General features: G+C 55.1%; 21 protein-coding genes and 1 tRNA gene. All 22 read left to right on the top strand.

Features of this window, described 5'->3' with window-relative positions; all coding sequences use genetic code 11:
* The first annotated feature begins 14 nt into the window (after window positions 1–14).
* On the top strand, window positions 15–641 hold the full coding sequence (locus PG722_RS07165) for a cytidylate kinase-like family protein (protein ID WP_117751971.1): 627 nt from the start codon (window positions 15–17) through the stop codon (window positions 639–641).
* 40 nt (window positions 642–681) lie between these two features.
* Window positions 682–954: a hypothetical protein gene (locus PG722_RS07170; RefSeq protein ID WP_270580102.1), complete on the top strand. Its 273-nt coding sequence runs from the start codon at window positions 682–684 to the stop codon at window positions 952–954.
* Window positions 941–1,031, top strand: a tRNA-Ser gene (locus tag PG722_RS07175). Before PG722_RS07170 ends, PG722_RS07175 begins: the two co-directional genes overlap by 14 nt.
* A gap of 354 nt (window positions 1,032–1,385) precedes the next feature.
* Entirely contained in the window at window positions 1,386–2,351 is a 966-nt protein-coding gene (locus PG722_RS07180; RefSeq protein WP_270580103.1) for a DUF4373 domain-containing protein, read from the top strand.
* Between the two features lie 30 nt (window positions 2,352–2,381).
* Window positions 2,382–3,500, top strand: coding sequence for a flagellin lysine-N-methylase (fliB, locus tag PG722_RS07185; RefSeq protein WP_270580104.1), 1,119 nt, complete (start codon window positions 2,382–2,384; stop codon window positions 3,498–3,500).
* Window positions 3,501–3,528: 28 nt separating this feature from the next.
* Window positions 3,529–3,723: a hypothetical protein gene (locus tag PG722_RS07190; protein WP_270580105.1), complete on the top strand. Its 195-nt coding sequence runs from the start codon at window positions 3,529–3,531 to the stop codon at window positions 3,721–3,723.
* A gap of 1,252 nt (window positions 3,724–4,975) precedes the next feature.
* Complete coding sequence (locus PG722_RS07195; protein WP_118360794.1) at window positions 4,976–6,226, top strand: DUF4317 domain-containing protein; 1,251 nt, start codon at window positions 4,976–4,978, stop codon at window positions 6,224–6,226.
* A 1,318-nt stretch (window positions 6,227–7,544) separates the two neighbouring features.
* On the top strand, window positions 7,545–8,105 hold the full coding sequence (locus PG722_RS07200; protein ID WP_270419009.1) for a DUF3793 family protein: 561 nt from the start codon (window positions 7,545–7,547) through the stop codon (window positions 8,103–8,105).
* Between the two features lie 56 nt (window positions 8,106–8,161).
* Window positions 8,162–8,593, top strand: coding sequence for a flavodoxin (locus PG722_RS07205; RefSeq protein ID WP_116704598.1), 432 nt, complete (start codon window positions 8,162–8,164; stop codon window positions 8,591–8,593).
* A 735-nt stretch (window positions 8,594–9,328) separates the two neighbouring features.
* Window positions 9,329–9,538, top strand: coding sequence for a FeoA family protein (locus tag PG722_RS07210; protein WP_188885631.1), 210 nt, complete (start codon window positions 9,329–9,331; stop codon window positions 9,536–9,538).
* A 21-nt stretch (window positions 9,539–9,559) separates the two neighbouring features.
* Window positions 9,560–9,781 (top strand): FeoA family protein, encoded by a 222-nt coding sequence (locus PG722_RS07215; RefSeq protein WP_110435064.1) that lies wholly within the window; start codon window positions 9,560–9,562, stop codon window positions 9,779–9,781.
* 243 nt (window positions 9,782–10,024) lie between these two features.
* Window positions 10,025–12,538 carry a ferrous iron transport protein B gene (gene feoB, locus PG722_RS07220; protein WP_270580106.1) on the top strand — a complete coding sequence of 838 codons (2,514 nt, stop codon included), beginning with the start codon at window positions 10,025–10,027 and terminating at the stop codon, window positions 12,536–12,538.
* A gap of 29 nt (window positions 12,539–12,567) precedes the next feature.
* Complete coding sequence (locus PG722_RS07225) at window positions 12,568–12,726, top strand: FeoB-associated Cys-rich membrane protein (protein WP_243036879.1); 159 nt, start codon at window positions 12,568–12,570, stop codon at window positions 12,724–12,726.
* A gap of 930 nt (window positions 12,727–13,656) precedes the next feature.
* Entirely contained in the window at window positions 13,657–14,355 is a 699-nt protein-coding gene (locus PG722_RS07230; protein WP_270580107.1) for a TraX family protein, read from the top strand.
* A 52-nt stretch (window positions 14,356–14,407) separates the two neighbouring features.
* Entirely contained in the window at window positions 14,408–17,041 is a 2,634-nt protein-coding gene (polA, locus tag PG722_RS07235; RefSeq protein WP_270580108.1) for a DNA polymerase I, read from the top strand.
* Window positions 17,042–17,090: 49 nt separating this feature from the next.
* Window positions 17,091–17,522 carry a low molecular weight protein arginine phosphatase gene (locus PG722_RS07240; RefSeq protein ID WP_270580110.1) on the top strand — a complete coding sequence of 144 codons (432 nt, stop codon included), beginning with the start codon at window positions 17,091–17,093 and terminating at the stop codon, window positions 17,520–17,522.
* On the top strand, window positions 17,519–17,950 hold the full coding sequence (rimI, locus tag PG722_RS07245) for a ribosomal protein S18-alanine N-acetyltransferase (RefSeq protein WP_270580112.1): 432 nt from the start codon (window positions 17,519–17,521) through the stop codon (window positions 17,948–17,950). The genes PG722_RS07240 and rimI overlap by 4 nt, the downstream gene beginning before the upstream one ends.
* 14 nt (window positions 17,951–17,964) lie before the next feature.
* Window positions 17,965–18,420, top strand: a complete 456-nt coding sequence (locus PG722_RS07250) for a GNAT family N-acetyltransferase (protein ID WP_270580113.1) — start codon at window positions 17,965–17,967, stop codon at window positions 18,418–18,420.
* Between the two features lie 2 nt (window positions 18,421–18,422).
* Window positions 18,423–19,442 (top strand): tRNA (adenosine(37)-N6)-threonylcarbamoyltransferase complex transferase subunit TsaD, encoded by a 1,020-nt coding sequence (gene tsaD / locus PG722_RS07255; RefSeq protein ID WP_227109967.1) that lies wholly within the window; start codon window positions 18,423–18,425, stop codon window positions 19,440–19,442.
* Between the two features lie 384 nt (window positions 19,443–19,826).
* A complete protein-coding gene (locus tag PG722_RS07260; protein ID WP_186873841.1) occupies window positions 19,827–20,264 on the top strand; it encodes a radical SAM mobile pair system MarR family transcriptional regulator in 438 nt (145 codons plus the stop codon).
* Entirely contained in the window at window positions 20,261–20,950 is a 690-nt protein-coding gene (locus PG722_RS07265) for a radical SAM mobile pair protein A (protein WP_270580114.1), read from the top strand. The genes PG722_RS07260 and PG722_RS07265 overlap by 4 nt, the downstream gene beginning before the upstream one ends.
* Window positions 20,938–21,846: a radical SAM mobile pair protein B gene (locus PG722_RS07270; protein ID WP_270580116.1), complete on the top strand. Its 909-nt coding sequence runs from the start codon at window positions 20,938–20,940 to the stop codon at window positions 21,844–21,846. Before PG722_RS07265 ends, PG722_RS07270 begins: the two co-directional genes overlap by 13 nt.
* The last annotated feature ends 908 nt before the right edge of the window (window positions 21,847–22,754 follow it).

A 22,754-nucleotide genomic window follows, 5' to 3' on the forward strand; every position in this document is an offset into this window, starting at 1 on the left:
AGGGGGTAAAAACAATGAAACCATACGTTATCACCATCGCGCGCCAGTACGGTTCGGGCGGCAAGACGGTCGGCAAGATGCTGGCGGACAAGCTGGGCATTCCGTTCTACAACCGCGAGATCATCACCATGGCGAGTGAGGACAGCGGTGTAAATGCCATGCTGTTCTCGGACGAGCGTCTCAAGGGCGATTTCCTGACGCGCCTGCGCGCGCATTATCACGGCAACACGCCCGTGCCGAACGACTCGTCCAAGTCCTACCTCAAGGATGAGGCGCTGTTCGCCTATCAGGTGAAGATCATCCGCCGGCTGGCGGATCAGGGTCCGTGCGTTATGATCGGCCGCTGCGCCGACTATATTCTGGCAGGCCGACCGGATGTTGTGCGCGTGTTCGTCCATGCGGACAAGGATTTCTGTCTCGAGCAGGCCATGAAGGTGGACTCGCTGCCCGAGAACGAGGTGGCAAAGAAGATCGCCGAGATCGACGAGTACCGCGCCCGCTACTACAAGCACCACACCGGCCACGACTGGTATGACGCGCGGAATTATGATCTGTCGCTCAACAGCGGCGTGCTCGGCTTTGACGGCACCGTTGAAGAAATCATCAAGTATATGGAAGTGCGCGAGCAGTTTCAGAAGTAAATAGGGGAGAACCGTCTGTGAGAGCAGGCGGTTTTCTTTTTTGCGTTTGGCGGTTGAAAGGATTTACCGTACGGTATCCCATAATCGTTATGATTTACAGGTCGAACCCTTTGGTGGAATGTATGCCGTTGGATGGTCTGCGCAACGCCAAATCCTACGCCTGCAATCCGCCCCAATTCGACCTGAAAAAACTTTTTCAAAAAAATTTGAAAAAAGGGTTGACGAAACGGGGATTCTGTTATATACTAAACAAGTCGTCAGCGATGAGTCATCAAAAAACGACAACAACTTAACAAGATGGAGAGTTGGCTGAGTGGTCGAAGGCGCACGATTGGAAATCGTGTAGGCGTGATGAGCGTCTCTAGGGTTCAAATCCCTAACTCTCCGCCATAAAGGACTGAAATCGAAAGGTTTCAGTTCTTTTTGCATTACCTGTCGCGAAACTACAGTTTCGCCGACAAGGAGGAACGGACCGTAGGCCGTTCCAAAGTCGTACGAAAGTTCCTATGCAGGAACTTTCTCCCTCCGGAAGTGAAAAAACCGAGATACATGCTTCCGGTTTTTTCGGATTGCAGAGCAATCCTATTGAATACGCGCTTACGCGCGGGCTGCGAACAGATTTTAACATCCTCTGACTGTGAACAGGGGATGTTTTTTTGATTTCCCGGAAAATTTTTTTCGGAGTTGACCATTTGCGGTCAATTTTTTATCCGTTCCGGCGGTAGGGTAAAGGGAGGTGCTCACATGGGCAGAAACAGAAAAGTTGGATTGGACTGGTGGCCGCGCGACATCGGCCTGTACCGCGACCCGAAGCTGCGCGCCGCACGGCAGAAATTCGGCGTGCTCGGGCCGTATGTGTACGAATGCCTGCTCGACATTGCCTACGGCGACAAGGGCTACTACATCGCCTACAGCGGCGAGGGCCGCGAGGACACGCTGTGGCAGCTCCGCGAGTATACCGCCGGACTGGAAAACGTGACGATCGAAACACTGGCCGCGGTAGTCGATCAGCTGGTGGCAAGCGGCTTGTTCCATGCTGCGTTATATGAACGCGGCTTTCTCACATCCAAAAGAATACAGATGGGGTATTTCATCGCAACCGTGACGCGTAATGCAGTGCCCATCAATTTTGACATTTGGCTTCTCACCGAGCAGGAAATGCGGGAGAAGAATCCGAGTGGCAAGTCTTTTGTGCTGCGTGCATTTATTTCCCACACGGAAAATGCGATTTATCGTACGGAAAATGCGATTTATTGTACCGAAAATCCACAGAGCAGAGAAGAGCAGAGAACAGTAGAGCAGAGAACAGTAGAGGACAGTAGAGCAGAGCAGACCAGAGAAGAGAAAGCAGTTACGGCTGATTCTGGTCTGACGACCGAACTGGAAGAAAAACTGAATTGTAAGTTTGACCATAATTTCTGTCTGGAGCTGCGCAGGCTGCAGAACAAGGGTATGCAGCGTGAGGTGTTCTTAGATACCGCCCGACAGACGGCTGAGAATGCACCGCGCAATCCGGCAGGGTATTTCCGCACGCTGCTGCAGAACTGCGAGCGTGACGGCATTCTCACCGCTGAGGATATGCAGAAACGGGCAAAGCCTGCACCGGCGCAGCCTGCGATCGGGCCGTCGAGCGAACAGCTGTCCGCGTTCGATCGGGAATGGTACGAGCGGGTCAAGCGGTACACAAGGGAGAAGGCAGTGCCGTCATAACCCTTTTCAACCGCGCCCGTGTCTGCTATAATGAGACAGACAAGAGAGGTGATTAGGATGGGCTACATTCGCCGTCCTGCGTATTACAAGGCATTCCGGTGCATCGGCTCGGACTGCACGGAAAACTGCTGTATCGGCTGGGAGATCGACGTAGACGAGGATTCCCTTGCGTACTACGAGACCGTTCCCGGCGATTTTGGCGAGCGTTTGCGCGCGAGCATTGCGCCTGCGGACGAGCAGACCGGAGAGCCGGCGCATTTTCGTCTGGACGCCGAGGAGCGGTGTCCGCTGCTGAACGACTGCAACCTGTGTGAAGTGCTGCTTCACTTAGGGGAGGACAAAATGGCGCAGATCTGCACCGACCACCCGCGGTATTACGAGTGGTTTTCGGACGGCCGTGAGGACGGTCTCGGCTTGTGCTGTGAGGCTGCCGCCGAGTTGATTCTCGCGCAGACCGGCGCACCGGCGTTTGACGTGACCGAGGCGGACGGCGTATCCGAAACCGGCACGGAGGCGGAAACCGAACTGGAGAACGTGCTGTTTTCCATGCGCGATACGCTGTTCCGGCTGGCGTGCGAGGACGCGCCGTTCGATGACAAGGCCGACAGGCTCTACCGCACGGCAAAGGCGCAGCAGGAGCAGTACGACGACCTGCTGTTCCCGTTCCCCGAGGACGAGGATGCAGACGAGACGGACGAGGACACGGCTTCGTGGTCGCAGGCGTTCTGGCGGGAGAGCACGCTCACGAGTTTGCTTGAGATGCTGCTCGGCTTTGAGATCAACAAGGACGACTGGCGCACGCTGCTGACCGGCGCAAAGGCGCGCCTGCCGGAGATTATCGCCCGCAGGAATGACTTTTTGCAGACGTATCAGGGCAAACGCCATGAATACGATAACCTGCTGACGTACTTCCTGTACCGGCACTTTATGAAGGCGCTCGGAGACGACGCTGTGCAGGACAAGGTGCAGCTGGCGCTCGTGAGCACGGCGGTCATTCAACTGCTTGATGTGTACGAGTGGCTCGCCAAGGGCGAGGTCACGCACTGGGCGCAGATCTGCATCTGCAAGGCGTACTCGCGCGAGATTGAGTATAACGAGGACAATACCGAGCAGCTTGCCGCGTTTTCCGTCCTTGACGAAATGGAATAAAACTGAACACCGCGGACTGGGGTCTGCGGTGTTTTTTTGCGGCGGTAACGTGCCGCAGCTGTGCAGCAGCGGCCACGCCGAACGGCTCCGTGAGCATATTGACGATCGGTTCCGGCAGTCCGGCGATAAGAGAAACCCGCCCGAGGTGAGGGTGCAGTCGCCGGAGAAGCCGGGGAACGCTTCGGGAGAGAGCCGGCCGAGTGAGAGCGCAGAGCAGGCATAAAAATGCTCCCGCGCTTGACTTTGCGCGGGAGTGTGGTATAATTTTATGAAAGGGAAACGCCGTGTACAGCGGTCAGACCCTTTCTAAGTAGTCATTTGTTAGATGACCGTTTGGGGGCCAGCCCAAGCGGTCATCGCGCATTTACGGCAAATCACGCCGCTTGACAACATGCGCTCGTGTGGTATAATAAAGATACAAAAAGGGAAACGCTGTGCGCAGCGGTCAGACCTTTTCCATTAAATCAGCGTTTTTTGGACGATGACCGTTTGGAGGCTACCCAAGCGGTCATCGCGCATTTATAAGGAACATGTACAGTACAATGACCGCACAGATAAAAAGCTCAAAGGCTTTCTTCCTCATGCGCAGCACCTCCTTCCGCCTACAGACCGTAGGGAAGAAGAAGATCTGACCGCCTGCAGTGATTGCTCACTGCGTGTGCAACAGCGTTTCCACGAGTTAAGTATAACAGGGCGTGCGAAAAATGTCAATTTCCGCAGGTTGACAGCACCTGAAAGTGTGCTATAATGTAATTAAAGGGAAACGCCGTGTACAGCGGTCAGACCTTCACGAAGTCAATAATTGTTAGTCATTGACCGTTTGGGTACCAGCCAAGCGGTCAATGCGCATTTACGAGAAAAATGTACAGTACAATGACCGCACAGATAAAAAGCTCAAAGGCTTTCTTCCTCATGCGCAGCACCTCCTTCCGCCCACAGACTGTGGGGAAGAAGAGGGTCTGACCGCCTGCAGTGATTGCTCACTGCGAGTGCAACAGCGTTTCCACGAGTTAAGTATAACAGGACGTGCGAAAAATGTCAATTTCCGCAGGTTGACAGCACCTGAAAGTGTGCTATAATGTAATTAAAGGGAAACGCCGTCCGTTGGACGGTCAGCTCCCAAGTTCAGTCAAAAGTTTTCACAGATGACCGTACGGTTGCCGCCGGACGGTCATCGCGCATATACGGAGAAAATGTACAATACAATGACTGCACATACCAAAAGCTGAAGTGCTTTCTTCCGCATTTACGCCACCTCCTTTCCGCCTCAAACCGAGGGAGGAAAAGAGGAGCTGACCGTTTGTCCATGCAAACAGGCGTTTCCTTATGACAAGTATATCACACAGGCGCAAAACCTGTCAATTTACGGCTGACCTTACCCGGTCAGCCGCTTTTTGTATGAAAATGCTTGCCTTTTGCATGGAAAATGCCGTATACTTGTATATACCGAATCCACACGCTAAGGAGCGAAACCTATGAATATCACCAAGGGCGATGTGCAGGAGCTGCGCCGCCGTTTGAAAAAGACCGAATGCACGTTCGGGCGTCTGTGCGGCTGCTACGTCAACAGCGGCAAGCAGATCGTGACCAAGTTCACCGAGCAGTTTTCCGAACTGGAAGAGGATGAATACTACAAGTACCTCGAGATCGCCAAAAAGACGTTCAGCGGCACGCTCGGCGCAAACCTGCTGGAACTGGAGTTTGACCGCAGCGACAGCGGTATCGAGCACCAGAAATACCTGCTGACGCTCAAGGACAGCAAGCTGGCGAACGAGGAGCTGCTCGACCGTCTGTACGAGCAGGTGATCGAGGAGTACAGCTACCCGGGCAACTACCTGATCGTGGTTTACCACGATGTGTACGACGTGCCGAGCAAGGCCACCTCGGGCGAGGACCAGGACGAGTCCACTGAGCTGTATGCGTACTGCGTATGCGCGGTCTGTCCGGTCGAGCTGGCGAAGCCTGCGCTCGGCTATAAGGAGGACGAAAACCGCATCGGTGCGCGGGAGCGCGACTGGGTGGTCGGTCTGCCCGACCTCGGCTTTGTGTACCCGGCGTTTGCGAACCGCGGCAGCGATGTCAATGCCGTGATGTACTACGTCAAGACCGGCCGTCCGTCGCACCCGGAGTTCATCGAGAACGTGCTCGGCTGTGTCGCGCAGCGCACGGCTGCCGAGGACAAGCTGGCGTTCAAGAACGTGGTGCACGACGCCTTCGGTGAGGATGAGGAGCAGGCGGACGCGGCGTTCTTCCAGATGCAGAAGACCATCAGCGCCATGGTGGCCGAGCGGGAGGAGGACGAGAGCCTGCCGCCGGTCGAGCTGACCGCCGAGGCGGTTTCCGGTCTGGCGACCGAGGCCGAGGTGCCGGACGAGGTGCGCGCACAGATCGAGAAGTCGTACGAGCAGGTGTTCGGTGATCAGCCGCCGCAGGCGCATAACGTGCTGGACAGCCGTCTGGTCGAGGAGGGCACGGTCAAGGCGCATACCGCCGCCCTGGAGCAGAAGGTGGCAGTGCTGCAGCAGGAGTTGGCACATCAGGCGGCAAACGCCGCCGACACGGACGAGGACGACGTTCCGTGGGAGACCGGCACGGTCATTGACGTTCGCATGCCGCAGGAGAGAGCCGTAAACGTCCATACCGAGGTCGTGGAAGGGCAGAAGTGCCTTGTCATTCCGCTCACCGGGGATGAATCCGCGCGGATCAACGGCGTGGAAGTGGAATAATTTATACATAGGGTATACCGAAAGGTATGCCCTTTTCGTTTTTTCAGCACCGGATGAGCGGGGTGCACGAACTGCGTCAGCGTGTTCGCCCCTGACGGGCGGGAAGTTTTTCGCTGAACCTCAGCGGGGAGTGCGCCTACCCGGCGGGGGCACAAGAGGGTAGACACCTACGGTTTCCACCCTCTTGTGAATCACCCCTTTCCCTTGGATAGTCTGGCGCAGATTGCCGACATGTGACCGCTTCGAAATGGGGGAACGGCACAGAATTTTTTCTACCGTAGGGGAGCACAGTGTGCTCCCATGTCCCGACATATTCGCAGTGTCAGATAACGTGCTGCTACACCTGCGGTTTCATCTACGCAGAGCGCGGCATAACTGTGCCGCGCAACTTTTTAACACGTTATACCGCACGGCACCTACGAATTAAGCGTTTGGTACAATTTATCTTCGTAGGCTCTGTCTATCATAACTCGCTAACGAATTGCGCGGCACTGCTATGCCGCGCTCTGCGTTGATTAACCCGCATGTGTAGCAGTACGCTGTCTGTGAACTGCGAAAAGGCGGAGAAAGACACGCTGAGGTAACCCGACTGCCGCGTCCTTTTCCTGCTTACGCAGTCTACCGTCTGCACCCAAGCTATCCCAATAAGGGAAAGGTAGGAGTTCAAAGAGGAAGGAAAACCGCAGGTTGTCCTTCCTTTTTGCCCCCGCGGCGGGCGCCGCAACGCTCCCGCCGTCCGCAGACGGCGAACCCCCGCTGAGGTTCAGCGAAAAACTCTCCGCCCGGAAAGGGCGAACCCGCCTGCGGCAGTTCGAGTGCCCGGCACAATCGGTGCAGAAAAGGAGCCGCCCCGTCAGGGCGAACACGCTGACGCAGTTCGAGTGCCCCGCACAATCGGTGCAGAAAATCTGGGAAATCCCGAAAAAATTTTCCCTGCCGAAAAGGCGGCAAAAACGCCCGTTCTCACGCTGAGAAAACGCCTATCCGAACGGTATAGTTAGCAAAACCTAACCACCCGGAATTCAGCCGAAAATTTCTCTCGAAAAAGTGCTTGACATATTGGTTAGGATATGCTAACTTATATACATGGTTAGCCGAGGCTTACTGATACGCCCCGTTGACCGGCACGCTTCCTCACGGAACGGGAACGTGCTGAAAAGTTATAAAAGAAACAGCTTCCTCTGTATTTTGCGCATCATTCCGAACAAAACCGTTAAGGCATTGCGCGGCTGAATGGCTAACCGCAGCCGCGCTGTTCGGGAAAACCGCATACCAAACATACAGACCGGAAATACTGTAAACGGGAGGTGCATCAGCAATGCAAAATGGCTTGGATCGACTTTTAGCGACCTACTGCTCGCCGACACTGGCGGGCATCAAACCGGCAAGTCTGGTGTCGTGCGACCGGAATTTATATCCCGATCTGCCGCAGCGGCTCAGTGAATACCGCAATGCTTTCGCAGCGCGAGAGATTCACTTCGAGATCGTCTGCGCCTGCAGCGCACGCTTCCTCTTACTGGTATACAGCAAGCCGCAGCTTGAACGCCGCATGGCGGACCCGCAGGTGCAGCATGTGCTCCGGCACTTTGCGTACCCGGTCGGTCAGCCGCTCGACGTACTGCTGCGCAATCTCAAGCGCCGCATCGCCATGTCCAAGGACTTTCCGCACGAGATCGGACTGTTCCTCGGATACCCGATCGAGGACGTTGTGGGCTTTATTCGATACGCCGGAAAGGGCTGCAAATTAAGCGGTCTCTGGAAGGTGTACGGCGATGCCGAAGCGGCATCCCGGCTGTTTGACCGCCTATCGCGGGTATGCCGCGCTGTGACCAGACGCGTAGACAAGGGCGAAACCCTTTTTGAAGTGTTTGCAGCATAGCATAACTCGATAGAACTACAAATATAGAACAATACATGCGAAGGAGCAAAATTATCATGAGCAAAGCAGCAGTTATTTTCTGGAGCCAGACCGGCAACACCGAGCAGATGGCAAACGCAATCGCAGACGGCATCCGCGAGGGCGGCATGGAAGTTGACGTACTGAACGTTGCGGACACTACCCCGGCTGACGCTGTTAAGTACGCAAAGATCGCTCTCGGCTGCCCGGCAATGGGCGCTGAGGTTCTCGAGGAGACCGAGTTCGACCCGTTCTTCACCGAGCTGGAGAGCAAGATTTCCGGCCTGAAGGTTGCGCTGTTCGGCTCCTACGGCTGGGGCGACGGCCAGTGGATGCGTGACTGGGTACAGCGTACCAACGACGCAAACGCTGTCATCTACACCGATGAGGGTCTCATCCTCAACGAAACCCCGGACGACGACGGCATCGCAAAGTGCAAGGAGTTCGGCAAGGGCTTCGCAGCATTCTAAATTAGATTTTCTCTTGCGGCGTGTGCATACCTGCGCGCAGCGCCGAAACAATTTCTCACGGTCGTAACTGATACGACGGTATCAGTTATGATACAAATATCCTTTCTTGTCCCGGGGGAAACCCCATGGCATACTGCCCGGTATGTCAAAACATAACATGAGCCCGCGGTCATCCGGAACAATGGCCGCGGGCTTCCTCCTATCTGCGGAAAAGGCTGGTCAGCAGCGGCGTTACCCCGATAACATGCAGTCTGTCAAAAAGTATTATTTTAGTTTTTGCGCTTCGTGCGGCAGCACGCATAAAATAGAATTTGCGGAGCAAATTCATAAATTCCGGGAGCAGGCATCTCGGAATTTATACAAGGGAAGAAAAAATGTGCCCGTCAGGGCGCGGTTTTTCTTCAGTATTCGCTCGAAAGCGTGGTTTCGAGCGAGAGGCTGCTCGAAAAACGATAGTTTTTTGACAGCCTCAACATGAGCCCGCGGTCATCCGGAACAATGGCCGCGGGCTTCCTCCTATCTGCAGGATGCCCACAGTTAGCGACAGCATACTGCACAATTAGCCGGGGCAAACTCTGTGCGGATTGGTTAGCTTCGACAAACTTTTTTTTCCGTATTGACAACAAAAGGTTAGCTGGTGTAAACTTCAAATGATAAATAGGTTAGAGCGGTCTAACCTGATACAAAACACTTTTTTTTCGCGCAGAGATTACAGAAAAGGAGAGGATTACCATTATGCCGCTTACGTTAATGGATGTTGGTGTAGAGACCACCGTAAAGACCATTCGAGGAAAAGACCAGACGAGAAAGTTCCTGCAGAATCTCGGCTTTGTCGAGGGCGCAAAGGTCACTGTTGTGTCTTCTCTGGCAGGCAACGTGATCGTAAACGTGAAGGATGCGCGCGTCGCAATCTCCGAGCAGATGGCTTCGCGCATTATGGTTTAATTGCAAAGGGGGCAAACGCAAATGAGCAATCTGAGACACACGCCGGTCGGCGCCACCGTAACCGTCCGCAAGATTGAGGGCGAGGGTGCGACCCGCCGCCGCATCATGGATATGGGTATCACCCGCGGTGCGGAGATCTACGTCCGCAAGGTAGCGCCGCTGGGCGATCCGGTTGAGATCACCGTGCGCGGCTACGAGCTGTCGCTTCGCAAGGCAGACGCTGAGATGATTCAGGTTGACTGATTTCGATTGAAACCACGGTTTCAATCGAGGACTGACGAAAAACCGCGCCCTTTGGGCACATTTTTTCGTCCCTTGTATAAATTCCGTGATACATGCTCCCGGAATTTATGGATTTGCGCTGCAAATCCGATTTTATGCGTGCTTCGCACGAAGCGCGGATATCGCTTTGCGGCAGACGAAAATTCGTTAAAATTTTTTTACATAGGGGTTAGCGGATACTAATCCCAAGAAAGGGGAAAAAACATGTCAATTCGTTTGGCACTTGCCGGCAACCCGAACTGCGGCAAGACCACGATGTTTAACGATCTGACCGGTGCGACCCAGTATGTCGGCAACTGGCCGGGTGTTACCGTGGAAAAGAAGGAAGGCAAGTTCAAGGGCGACAAGGAAGTCCTGATCACCGACCTGCCGGGTATCTACTCCCTCTCTCCGTACACGCTGGAGGAGGTCGTTGCGCGTGATTATCTCGTAAATGAGAAGCCGCAGGCCATCATGAATCTGGTGGATGCCTCCAACATCGAGCGCAACCTGTACCTGACCACCCAGCTGCTCGAGATGGGTATTCCGGTCGTTGCGGCGCTGAACATGATGGATATCGTCAAGAAGCGCGGCGATGTGATCGATGTAAAGAAGCTGTCCAAGGAACTGGGCGTTACGGTCGTTGAGACCGCAGCCATCAAGGGCGAGGGCACCAAGGAGCTGGTCGAGGCGGCAAAGAAGGCTGCCAGGGAAGGCAAGGCTCCGGCACGCATCAAGTTCTCCGACACCGTTGAAAATGCGGTAAACGAGATCGAAAAGCTGATTGCAGACGTTACCGAGCCGGCACAGCGCCACTGGTTCGCTGTCAAGCTGTTCGAGCGCGACAGCAAGGTGCAGGCGCGCTTTACGCTCGGCAAGGACGTGCAGGACAAGATCGAGAAGCTCATCACCGCCGTTGAGGAGGAGCTTGACGATGACGCGGAGTCCATCATCACCGATGAGCGCTATCAGTACATTGGCAAGCTGGTCAAGGACTGCGTTAAGAAGAAAAAGACCGGTCTGTCCACCTCGGATAAGATCGACCACATTGTTACCAACCGAATCCTCGCTCTGCCGATCTTCGCGCTGGTCATGTGGCTGGTCTACTACGTTTCCGTAACCACCGCGGGCGGCATCTTCACCGACTGGGCGAACGACGGTGTGTTCGGTGACGGCTGGCACCTGTTCACCATCGGCGCTGCCGACTATGAGGAAGCAACCGCTGAGTACGACGACCAGATCACCCGCCGCGATGCATGGCTCGAGGCTGCTGACGAGGCCGGCATCGACACTGCTGCTCTGACCGAGGCGCTCGAGGCCGAAGAGGCTGACGAGACCGCCATCGCTGACGCAGCTGCTGCCATCGAGGCAGACCCGGCTGCTGCATCGGTTGTCGGCACTGCCGAGTTCGAGGACGAGGACTCCGGTGAGGTTACCACCGAGGACGTTACTCTTGCGACCTTCGAGGAGACCATGACCGCCGAGGAGCCGGACCCGGCTGATTTCGGTGTATGGGTGCCGGGTATTCCGGTGCTGCTGGAGAAGCTGTTCGCTTCCATGGGCGTTAACGAGGACGGCTGGGTTTACAGCCTGGTAATGGACGGTATCGTTGCCGGTGTCGGCGCGGTTCTGGGCTTCGTTCCGCAGATGCTCATCCTGTTCTTCTTCCTCGCTATCCTCGAGGACTGCGGCTACATGGCGCGTGTTGCATTCATCATGGACCGTATCTTCCGCAAGTTCGGCCTTTCGGGCAAGTCCTTTATCCCGATGCTGATTGGCTCCGGCTGCGGCGTACCGGCTGTCATGGCTTCCCGTACCATTGAGCAGGAGCGCGACCGCCGTATGACCATCATGACCACCTGCTTCGTACCGTGCGGCGCTAAGCTGCCGATCATCGCAATGTTCGCAGGCGCGTTCTTTGGCGGCTCCGGCACCATCGCATTCTCCGCTTACGTTCTGGGCGTGCTGTCCATCATCATTTCGGGCATCATGCTCAAGAAGTTCAAGATCTTCACCGGCGACCCGGCTCCGTTTGTCATGGAGCTGCCGAGCTATCATGTTCCGACCGCCGGCAACGTATTCCGCTCCATGTGGGAGCGCGGCTCCTCCTTCATCAAGAAGGCAGGCACCATCATCCTGCTGTCCACTATCTTTATGTGGTTCACCCTCGGCTACGGCTGGGAGAACGGCGCATTCTGCGCGGTAGCCGATATTGACAACTCCATCATGGCGCGTATCGGCTCTGTTATCGCTCCGATCTTCACGCTGCCGGGCTTCGGCACATGGAAATCCACCGTTGCCGCCATCTCCGGTCTGGTTGCGAAGGAGAACGTTGTTGCTACCTTCGGTCAGCTGTATCACTTCGTCGGCGAGGTTGCCGAGGACGGCTCCGAGATCTGGAGTGAGCTGGCTGCTGACTTCACGCAGGTCGGCGCGTATGCCTTCATGGCGTTCAACCTGCTGTGCGCACCGTGCTTCGCGGCAATGGGCGCCATCAAGCGTGAGATGAACAACGGCAAGTGGACTGCTTTCGCAATCGGCTACATGTGTGCTTACGCTTACGTTGTATCCACCATCATTTATCAGATCGGCGGTCTGATCACCGGCGAGCTGACCTTCGGTGTCGGCACGGTCGTTGCCATCGCGTTCATCGCGCTGATCATCTTCCTGCTGTTCCGCAAGCCGGCCAAGGCTGACTCCACCGAGGGCCTGCGCCGTATGAGCGTGGACGCCAACTGATCCTTCGCGTTTGAAAGGAGGCTTTGACCATGAGTATTGGTGATGTAATTCTGGCTTTGATCGTAGTGGCTGTCGTGTTCTTTGCGGTTCGTTCGGTCTTCGTCAAGAAGTCCGTCGGCTGCAGCGGCGATTGCGCACATTGCGGCGGCAGCTGTCATCACACAGCGCCTCCGGACAAGAAAAAGTAAACACCTCTCTAAACCGTTCGGCACTCCGGTGCCGGACGGTTTTTGCGTTAAGATCGTACTCTCGGACAGGGATTCGCAGGCAGAGCTTTTGCGGTGTGCCCGAACCGCGCAGGCGGTTCGCCCTTTCCGGGCGGAGAGTTTTGCCGTGAACCACGACGGGGAGTGCCGCTACGCGCGGCGGGCGCACAAGAGGGTAGACAACCTACGGTTTTCCACCCTCTTGTGAATCACCCCTTTTCCCTTAGAGGGCTTGGGTGCAGATGGTAGACTGCGTAAGCAGGAAAAGGACGCGGCAGTCGGGTTACTCTTGCGTGACTTTCGCAAACCTTTCGCAGTTCTCGGATAGCGTACTGCTACACATGCGGGTTAATCAACGCAGAGTACGGCACAAGGTGAATTGCCCAAAGGGCAAGAGAGGGTCCTCTGGAGGATAACCGTGCCGCACAATTCGTCAGCGCGTTATGATGGACAGGGCCTGCGAGGATAAAAGCTACTAAATAGATAGATTCGTAGGTGCTGTCCGTAACCTCCAGACTTACGAGTTGCGCGGCACTGCTATGCCGCGCCTGCTTAGATGAAATCACATGTGTAGCAGTAATGTATCTGACACTGCGAATAGGTTGAGAAAGATACGGAAGAAAAAATCCTCTGCCGTACTCCTTTTCCTGCTTACGCAGTCTACCATTTGCACCCAAGCTCTCGAAGGAAAGGTAGGAGTTCAAAGAGGAAGGGAAACCATGGGTGTCCCTTCCTTTTTGCTCCCGCGGCGAGTGCCGCAGTCCCCGCCCGGAAATGGCGAACCGCCTGCGCGGTTCGGGCACACCGCAAAGCCGGTGCCTGCGACCGCTTCGCTATCCTCGAAAACGCCCTTTGCCTTTCCCACTCGGCGTGCTATAATCAATATAATGGTACACAACAGGGGGAATGCGCGTGAAACAGCTGACCAAGAACCAACTGAAGATTCTCGCCATGGTGTGCATGACGCTCGACCACATCGGCGCGGCATTTTTTCCGCAGGCGGTGTGGCTGCGCGTAATCGGACGGCTGGCGTTTCCGCTGTTCTCCTACTGCATTGCAGAGGGCTGCCGCTATACGCGGAACAAAGCCCGATACTTCGGCAGCGTGTTCGCGTGCGGCGCAGTGTGCGTTATCGCGTTCCTGCCGTTCGGCGGCTTCTGCGGAAACGCGCTCATCACGCTGAGCATGTCCATTTTGCTGCTGTACGGAGTCGAGGCGTGGAAAAGCAGCGGAAAACTGCGCTTTCTGGCATTGACAGCCGCGCTTGCCGCCGTATTTTACCTGCTGTGCCGGACGGTCTACATCGACTACGGCTTCGCCGGCGTGCTGCTGCCGCTGTACGCCGAAGCCGGACGTCTGCTCTGGGAGCGCGTGTTCGCCGACATTCCGCCGGTCATCGGCGAGCGGCTCGGCTTTGCGGTCGGTCTGCTGGCGCTTGCGGGTGTGATGGGCGGCGTGCAGCGCTTCTGCGTGCTGGCGATCTTCCCGATTTTGCTGCTCGGCAATGAGCGCGGTAAATGGAAGATGAAGCACTTTTTCTATATTTACTATCCCGCCCATCTGGCGCTCATCGGCGCGATGCGGATGGCGCTTGAAGCAGTGGCAAGATAAACGAAAATGTGGTATACTATATTTAATGTATCAATGAGCGAGGAAAATACACATGAAAATCATGGTGATAGACGGCAACAGCATATTGAACCGCGCGTTCTACGGCATCCGGCAGCTGACCAACCACGAGGGACTGCCTACCAACGCGGTTTACGGCTTTCTGGCTACGCTGTTCAAACTGCAGGACGAGGAGCAGCCCGACCGCACCATCGTCTGCTTTGACGTGAAGGAGAAAACCTTCCGTCACCTCAAATTCGACACCTACAAGGCCACCCGCAAGGGTATGCCGGACGAGCTGGCGGCGCAGCTGCCGATTACAAAGCAGGTGCTTGATGCCCTCGGCGTAACACGCTGCGAAAAGGCAGGCTTTGAGGCGGACGACCTGCTCGGCACGATCAGCCGCCGCGCAGACGAGCACGGCGACACCTGTGTGGTCGTAACCGGTGACCGCGACAGCCTGCAGCTGGTCGGCGGCGGCACGACCGTTATGCTGGTCTCCACCCGCATGGGACAGACCACCTATCAGACCTATGACACCGCCGCCTTCCGCGAGAAATACGGCTTCGACCCGATTCGCCTGATTGATCTCAAGGCGCTCATGGGCGATTCGTCGGACAACATTCCCGGCGTGCCCGGCATCGGTGAAAAGACCGCCATGCAGCTGCTGCACGACTTCGGCACGCTCGAGGGCGTGTACGCGAATATCGACGACGAGCGCATCAAAAAGGGTGCGCGCACCAAGCTGCAGAACGGCGAGCAATCCGCGAAGGACAGCTACTGGCTCGCCACCATCGACCGCAATGTGCCGCTCGATTTGGATGTGGAGCACCTGCCCGCGCAGGACATCGACGAGACCGCGCTCTACGACCTGCTGACGCGGCTGGAGTTCAAGAATTTCATCAAGCGGTTTGACCTTTCGGGCGAGAGCGTGTCCGCGCCGCGCCTGCCGGAGCTGAAAACAGAACGAGTGGAGAATGTGCTCGAAGCGTTCAACTTAATGGATTCGCTGACCGACTGCGACCGCGTGTACGCCATCGTGCCGGAAACCTTAGGTGCAGTTTGCCTGCTGGACGGCGACACGGCGCACATCCTGTTCGCCGAGGCGTTCGGTGACGCGTGGAACGACATTCTGCGCCGCCTGTTCGACGGCACGCTGTCCCTCGTGCTGCACGACGCGAAGGCCGCCGTGCGGGCACTGCTGCAGCGCGGTATGGACCCGAAGGGCATCGTGTTCGACACCGCCATCGCGGCGTACCTGCTCGACCCGACCCAGTCCGGCTACGACCTGCCGCGGCTCGCGCTTGCGTACTGCAATGCCGAGCTGCCGGAGCTGGATCTGGACGATCCGGCAGCGGTTTCACTCCTCGGCGGTCAGGAGGACACCGAGAAGGCCGTGGCGCAGCACGTCGGTGCGCTGCGCGCCATTTACGCCGAGGCGGCTGACCGGATCGAGCAGCTCGGCATGAGAAAGCTGTACTACGAAATCGAGCTGCCGCTCCTGCGCGTGCTGGCTGAGATGGAAGCGGCGGGCTGTGCGGTCGAGCCGGATGAGCTGCGTGCCTTCGGTGACAAGCTGGATGTTCGTATCCGCGACCTGACCGAGCAGATTTATCATGACGCGGACGGCGAGTTCAACATCAACAGTCCGAAGCAGTTGGGTGAGGTGCTGTTCGAGAAACTCGGCCTGCACGCCCCGAAAAAGACAAAAACAGGCTATTCCACCAACGTTGAGGTGCTTGAGCGTATCGCGGAGGACCACCCGATCGTGCCGCGCATCCTCGAGTACCGCAAGCTGACCAAGCTGAAAAGCACCTATGTTGAGGGACTTCTCAAGGTCATCAGTCCGGTGGACGGACGCATTCACACGCATTTTCAGCAGACCGTGACCGCCACCGGACGCCTGTCCTCGACCGACCCGAACCTGCAGAATATTCCGGTCCGCACCGAGCTTGGCCGCGAACTGCGCCGCATGTTTGTCGCACCGGACGAAAATCACGTCCTGATCGACGCGGATTATTCGCAGATCGAGCTGCGCGTGCTCGCGCATATCTCGCAGGACGAGCACATGATCGAAGCCTTCAAGCACGGGCAGGATATTCACGCCGCAACGGCTGCCAAGGTCTACCATGTGCCGCTTGAGGAGGTCACGCCGCAGATGCGCTCCTCGTGCAAGGCGGTGAACTTCGGCATCGTGTACGGCATCTCGGATTTCTCGCTCGCGCAGGACATCGGCGTGACGCGCAAAGAGGCGGGTGAGTTTATCAAAACCTACCTTGACACCTATCCGGGCGTGAAGAAATATATGGAGGACATCAAGCAGACCGGCAGGGAGCAGGGCTATGTTTCCACGCTGTTTGGCCGCCGCCGCGCGCTGCCCGAGCTGAAGAGCAAGAACTTCAATATGCGCTCGTTCGGTGAGCGTGTCGCCATGAATACCCCGATTCAGGGCACCGCCGCGGATATCATCAAAATCGCCATGGTACGCGTCCGCGACCGCCTGCTGAGAGACGGTCTGCAAAGCCGATTGATTCTCCAGGTGCACGACGAACTTATCCTCGAGGCACCAAAGGACGAGCAGGAAACCGCTATGCGTCTGCTCACCGAGGAGATGGAGAACGCATTCCGGATGGATGCACCGCTCGTGGCAGAGGCCAAGGCGGGGCACAGCTGGTACGATGCGAAATAATTTGCTGCATCGCCCTGCGGAACAGATTCCGAATTAGAGAAGGGATAAAATGGACACCATAATTTTTCTTTGCACCGGCAACACCTGCCGTTCCCCGATGGCGGAAGGCTTCTTCCGCGCACATAACGGCGAGGAAAAGACCGGTTTAACGGCGGCTTCTGCCGGATTATACACCGAAAACGGCCTTCCGGCTTCCGCGAACGCGGTTGCCGCAGCCGGAGAACGCGGCGCGGATATTTCGGCGCACCGCTCGCGTCAGCTGACCGCCGAGATGGCGCGCGGCGCGAAGTATCTGGTCTGCATGACCGGCGCGCACTACGATCGGCTGTGTGAGTTATTTCCGGACTGCGCGGACAAGATTTTCACACTGCTGCCCGAGGACATTTCCGACCCGTTCGGCGGCGATCTCGCCACCTACCGCCGCTCTGCCGCCGAGATCGACAAGGGCGTGCAGGCGGTCATCAAGAACCTGAGCCGATGAACATTGTTGTGATGCAGGAGCGCCATCTCGCGGCGCTGGCGGAGATCGAGCGCGCGTGCTTTCACGCGCCGTGGAGCGAGAACATGCTGCGCGAGGAGCTGGGCAAGGGCATTTTTCTCGTGGCGGAGCAGGACGGCAGAACGGCGGGTTACGTCGGCTGCCAGACCGTGCTCGACGAGGGGTATATTACCAATGTTGCCGTGTCGCCCGACTTCCGGCGGCAGGGCATCGCGCGGGCGCTGATTGCCGAGCTGACAGCGAAAGCCGGAGAAAACAAGCTGGCGTTTGTGACGCTCGAGGTGCGCGAGAGCAATACGCCGGCGATAGCGCTCTACACCGGAGCCGGATTTTCGCCGGTCGGAAAACGAAAGAATTTTTACAGCAATCCCACAGAAAATGCGGTTTTAATGACGATTTCACTGATTTGAAGGAGGATTTTGCCATGCTGGAGCTTCGCTTTGTTGACGCGGAAAACGGGGATTTTCACGACCTGACCGCCAAGCTGGACGAGTATTATTTCATGCTCGTCGGTGAGGTGGAGAAGCGCTACGCCAAGTACAACCTGCCGCATCTGTTTAACTGCCGCATCGTCGCGTATGAGGACGGCAAGCCCGCAGGCTGCGGCGCGTGGAAGAAGATCGACGAGGGGACATTCGAGGTCAAGCGCATTTACATCGCGCCGGCGTTCCGCCGAAAGGGCGTTGCGAGCGCGGTCATTACGGCGCTCGAGCAGGATGCAGCAAAGCACGGCTTCACCAAGGCCATCCTCGAGACCGCCCGCACGACCGAGGATTCGGCGGCGCTGTACACCAAGCTCGGCTATCGCGTCATTCCGTACTACGGCAGTCCGGCGGGCGCGGAAAACTGCCTGTGCTTTGAGAAAAATTTAGGAGATTAACCATGAAAATACTTGCAATCGAGTCCTCGTGCGATGAAACGGCGGCAGCCGTCATCGAGGACGGACGAAAAATCCTGTCGAGCGTGGTGGACACGCAGATCGCCACGCACGCGCTGTACGGCGGCGTTGTGCCGGAAATCGCGTCTCGGCGGCACATGGAGGCGGTCGTGCGCGTGACCGAGCAGGCGCTCAAGGACGCGGAAATGGACAAGCACGACGTGGACGCGGTTGCCGCGACCTGCGCGCCCGGACTGATCGGTGCGCTGCTCGTCGGCGCGAACTTCGGCAAGTCGCTGGCGTTTGCGATGAACAAGCCGTTCATTCCGGTGCACCACATCCGAGGACACATTGCGGCCACTTATCTGGCGTATCCGGAGCTGAAACCGCCGTTTTTGACACTGATCGCGTCCGGCGGTCACAGCGAGATCGTGATGGTGAAAAGCTATACCGAGTTTGAAATCCTCGGCGGCACACGCGACGACGCAGCAGGCGAGGCGTTCGATAAAGTCGCCCGCGTGCTCGGTGTCGGCTATCCGGGCGGCCCGAAGATCGACAAGCTGGCGCAGGACGGCGATGCGAAGATGTATAAGCTGCCGGATTCGCACATCAAGGATGCGCCGCTGGATTTCTCCTTCTCGGGACTCAAAACGGCGGTCATCAATCTGGCGCACAACGCCGAGCAGAAGGGCGAAACCATCGACCGGAACGGTCTTGCGGCCTCGTTCTGCACGGCGGTGGTGCATACGCTCGTGCCGCGGCTGGAGATGGCCGTCAAGCAGACGCATGCGCGGCGCGTTGTGTGTGCAGGCGGCGTGGCAGCCAATTCCTTCCTGCGGGCGGCCCTGCAGGACATGGCAAAGCGCGAGCACGTCCAGCTGTTTATGCCGCCGCTGCAGCTGTGCGGCGATAACGCCGCCATGATCGGCAGTCAGGCGTATTATGAATATCAGGCGGGCACCCGCGGCAAAACCCTGCAGAATGCCTACGCCACCGCGGATATCGGAAAGAATATCTGCGATTGAGATGAATTGAGAATGCACTTCGTCTGCATAGCAAAACCCCGGCCGTCCCTTTTACCCTTTGTGTTGATGGGGTATAACTCCGGTGATTTCACTAAATCACGCACATAACCGATACTGGATACCAAAAAGATGCCGAAGGCAGCTTCGGCATCTTTTCATGCCTCGAAAGAAGCACAAAAATATTGTATGATACAAAAGAATTCTCTCTTTTCAGAATTGTGTACTTATGGGAAATGAGCTTATAAATATACATTGCAAACAGCAGACATCTATTTTATAATCAAATATAAAAATCGAAATTTACTTCTACTTAGACGTACAAACTGTTGACAGCAAAACTCCTATATAGTATTATTTGATAAAATACTATATAGGAGTTTTTGCGTGAAAATGAATGGCGGATTTCTTGTTACCAAAATAAAACAGCTTGGAGACCGGATTTTCGAGAAAATTCTCAGCGAAAAGAATATTGATGCGTTTAACGGAGCCCAGGGGCGTATTCTTTATGTACTGTGGCAGGAAGATGGAATCTCAATCAGGTCACTCTCGATTAAATGTGGATTAGCGATAACTTCTCTTACTACGATGCTGGAAAGAATGGAAAATCAAGGGCTGATAAGACGTGTTCAGTCTGAAGCGGACAAAAGGAAAACACTCCTGTTTCTGACTGAAAAAGCACATGCCTTAAAGGACAAATACGATTCTGTATCTGATAAAATGGGCAGTATTTACTACAAAGGTTTTTCGGAGGAAGAAATTACCCAGTTTGAGGAATGCCTCGACCGCATCAGAAAGAATCTTGAGGAGTGGCAGAAGTCATGAGTATTTGTATCAAAGATCAGATTCAGAACATGAATCTCGTCATCGGCTGCACAGTGGGGTGTGCATATTGCTATGCCCGCAACAATGTGAAACGCTGGCATATGATCGATGACTTCGCTGATCCTGAGTTCTTTCCGGGTAAGCTCAAGATGATGGAAAAGAAACGTCCGCAGAACTTTCTTCTTACCGGCATGAGCGATCTTTCCGGCTGGAAGTCAGAATGGAGAGACGAGGTATTTGAAAAAATCCGTGAAAATCCACAGCATCAGTTCCTGTTCCTTACAAAGCGACCAGATCTGCTGGATTTTGATACAGATTTGGAAAACGCATGGTTTGGCGTTACGGTGACGAGGAAAGCAGAACTGTGGCGTATCGACGCCCTTCGAAAAAACGTCAGAGCAAAGCATTACCATGTTACCTTTGAGCCGTTATTCGACGATCCCAGTACAGTTGACCTTTCCGGAATCAACTGGATCGTTGTCGGCACCATGACTGGAGTTCAGAGCAGGAAGGTTCATACGGAGCCGGAGTGGGCATGGTCTCTGACAGACCAAGCACATGCGCTCGGCATTCCGGTGTTTATGAAGGAAGACCTTGTCCCTATCATAGGGGATGAAAATATGATTCAGGAAATGCCGGAGGAATTCAATAAAGTATTAGAGGTGCAGAGATCATGGCAGAAGTAATCGATGGAATCCTCATTCGTGAGGTGGAAACAAAGAACATCATGACCAAGTCCAGTCTGCCGGTAGGCGGTTACTCGGTCAATCCTTATGTAGGCTGTACACATGCCTGCAAGTATTGCTATGCTTCTTTTATGAAGCGTTTTACCGGACACACGGAGGAATGGGGCACTTTCCTTGATGTGAAGCATTGGCCGGAAATTAAAAATCCGAAGAAATTTGCCGGACAGCGGGTGGTCATCGGTTCTGTGACAGATGGCTACAATCCACAGGAGGAGCAATTCGGGAATACCCGAAAACTTCTGGAGCAGCTGATCGGCAGTGACGCAGATATTCTGATCTGTACAAAGTCGGATCTTGTGGTAAGGGATATTGATCTGCTGAAGAAGCTTGGACGAGTAACCGTTTCATGGTCGATCAACACACTGGATGAAAATTTCAAGAACGATATGGACTCTGCTTCGAGCATTGAACGGCGTATCGCTGCTATGAAGCAGGTATATGACGCAGGAATCCGTACAGTCTGTTTCGTATCCCCGGTATTCCCCGGTATCACGGATTTTGAAGCAATCTTTGAGCGGGTAAAGGATCAGTGCGATCTGTTCTGGCTCGAAAATCTCAATCTTCGAGGCGGCTTCAAAAAGACGATCATGGATTATATCGCCGAAAAATATCCTGATCTTGTACCGCTTTACGACGAGATCTATAACAAGCATAACCGCAGCTACTTTGAAGCACTTGAAGTAAAAGCTGAGGAAATGGCTAAGAAGTATGATTGTCCCTTTGTGGATAATGAAATGCCTTATGGCAGAGTCCCGCAGGGACATCCGGTAATCGTGGATTATTTCTATCATGAGGAAATCCGAGGGACAGAAAATACCGGAAAAAGAAATCGTTAAACAGAAATTTTGTAAGAACTTTGAACGAGGGAGACTCCTTGTCCGAAGGGCAAGAAGGTGCAACCGAGAAGATTTAGAACAACTTCCAGTTTGTTGAACTGAATAGCATATTCTGACCGATAGGAGCAAGGTTAAACCCCACCTCGCTCCTTTTCCAATGCTTAAAGTTCCGTCAAATCGACTGAGGGATTGGCGGATAGGCTTATATCAACACAAAAGGTAAAAGGGAACCCCGGCCTTGTCGCTTGACAAAGCCGGGGCTGCTCGGGTATAATATACCCAAGAGGACACTGTTCAGCAGTCAGACCCTCAGTCATCGAAATTTGTTATGATGACCGTTCGTGAGTCAGACGAGCGGTCATCGCGCTTTTATACAGAAGATGTACAGCAGGATTACTGCACATACGAAAAGCTGAAATGCCTTTTTCCGCATTCGCGCCACCTCCTTCCTGCCGCAGACAGCGGGAAAGGAAAGAGGGTCTGACCGCTATGTGAACTTGTCCGTTTCGATTATAGCATATACAATCGAAATCTGTCAATAAGCCGCCTTTTAGGGCGGTTTTTTGCATTTCATGACAGAAAAAAGACGGATACATGCGTCCGTCTCTTGCAGCAAAAAAATAAAAAACCGCCTGAAAAGACGGTTGATTGACACAATATGACACACATGCTATAATCAAGGTGCAAACGGTGAAAAAAGGTTGTTCCTCCCTCGATAAAAAGGGAGGTGATCTGGATGTCAATTTCCGAAACACTGCTGTTGTTTCAGTTGATCACCACGATCGTCTTTGGTATCTTAGGATACATAAAGAAATAACCGCCCCGTAACCGGAGCGGCGTTTCCTCAAACACTTAACTATGGGGAACGACCGCCCGTTACCAGCAGGCCGCCGTTTGTACTTAAGATT

Origin of the sequence: Butyricicoccus sp. OF27-2pH9A (assembly GCF_027693185.1) — a bacterium.
In the GTDB taxonomy this organism is placed as follows: Bacteria; Bacillota; Clostridia; order Oscillospirales; family Butyricicoccaceae; genus Agathobaculum; species Agathobaculum butyriciproducens.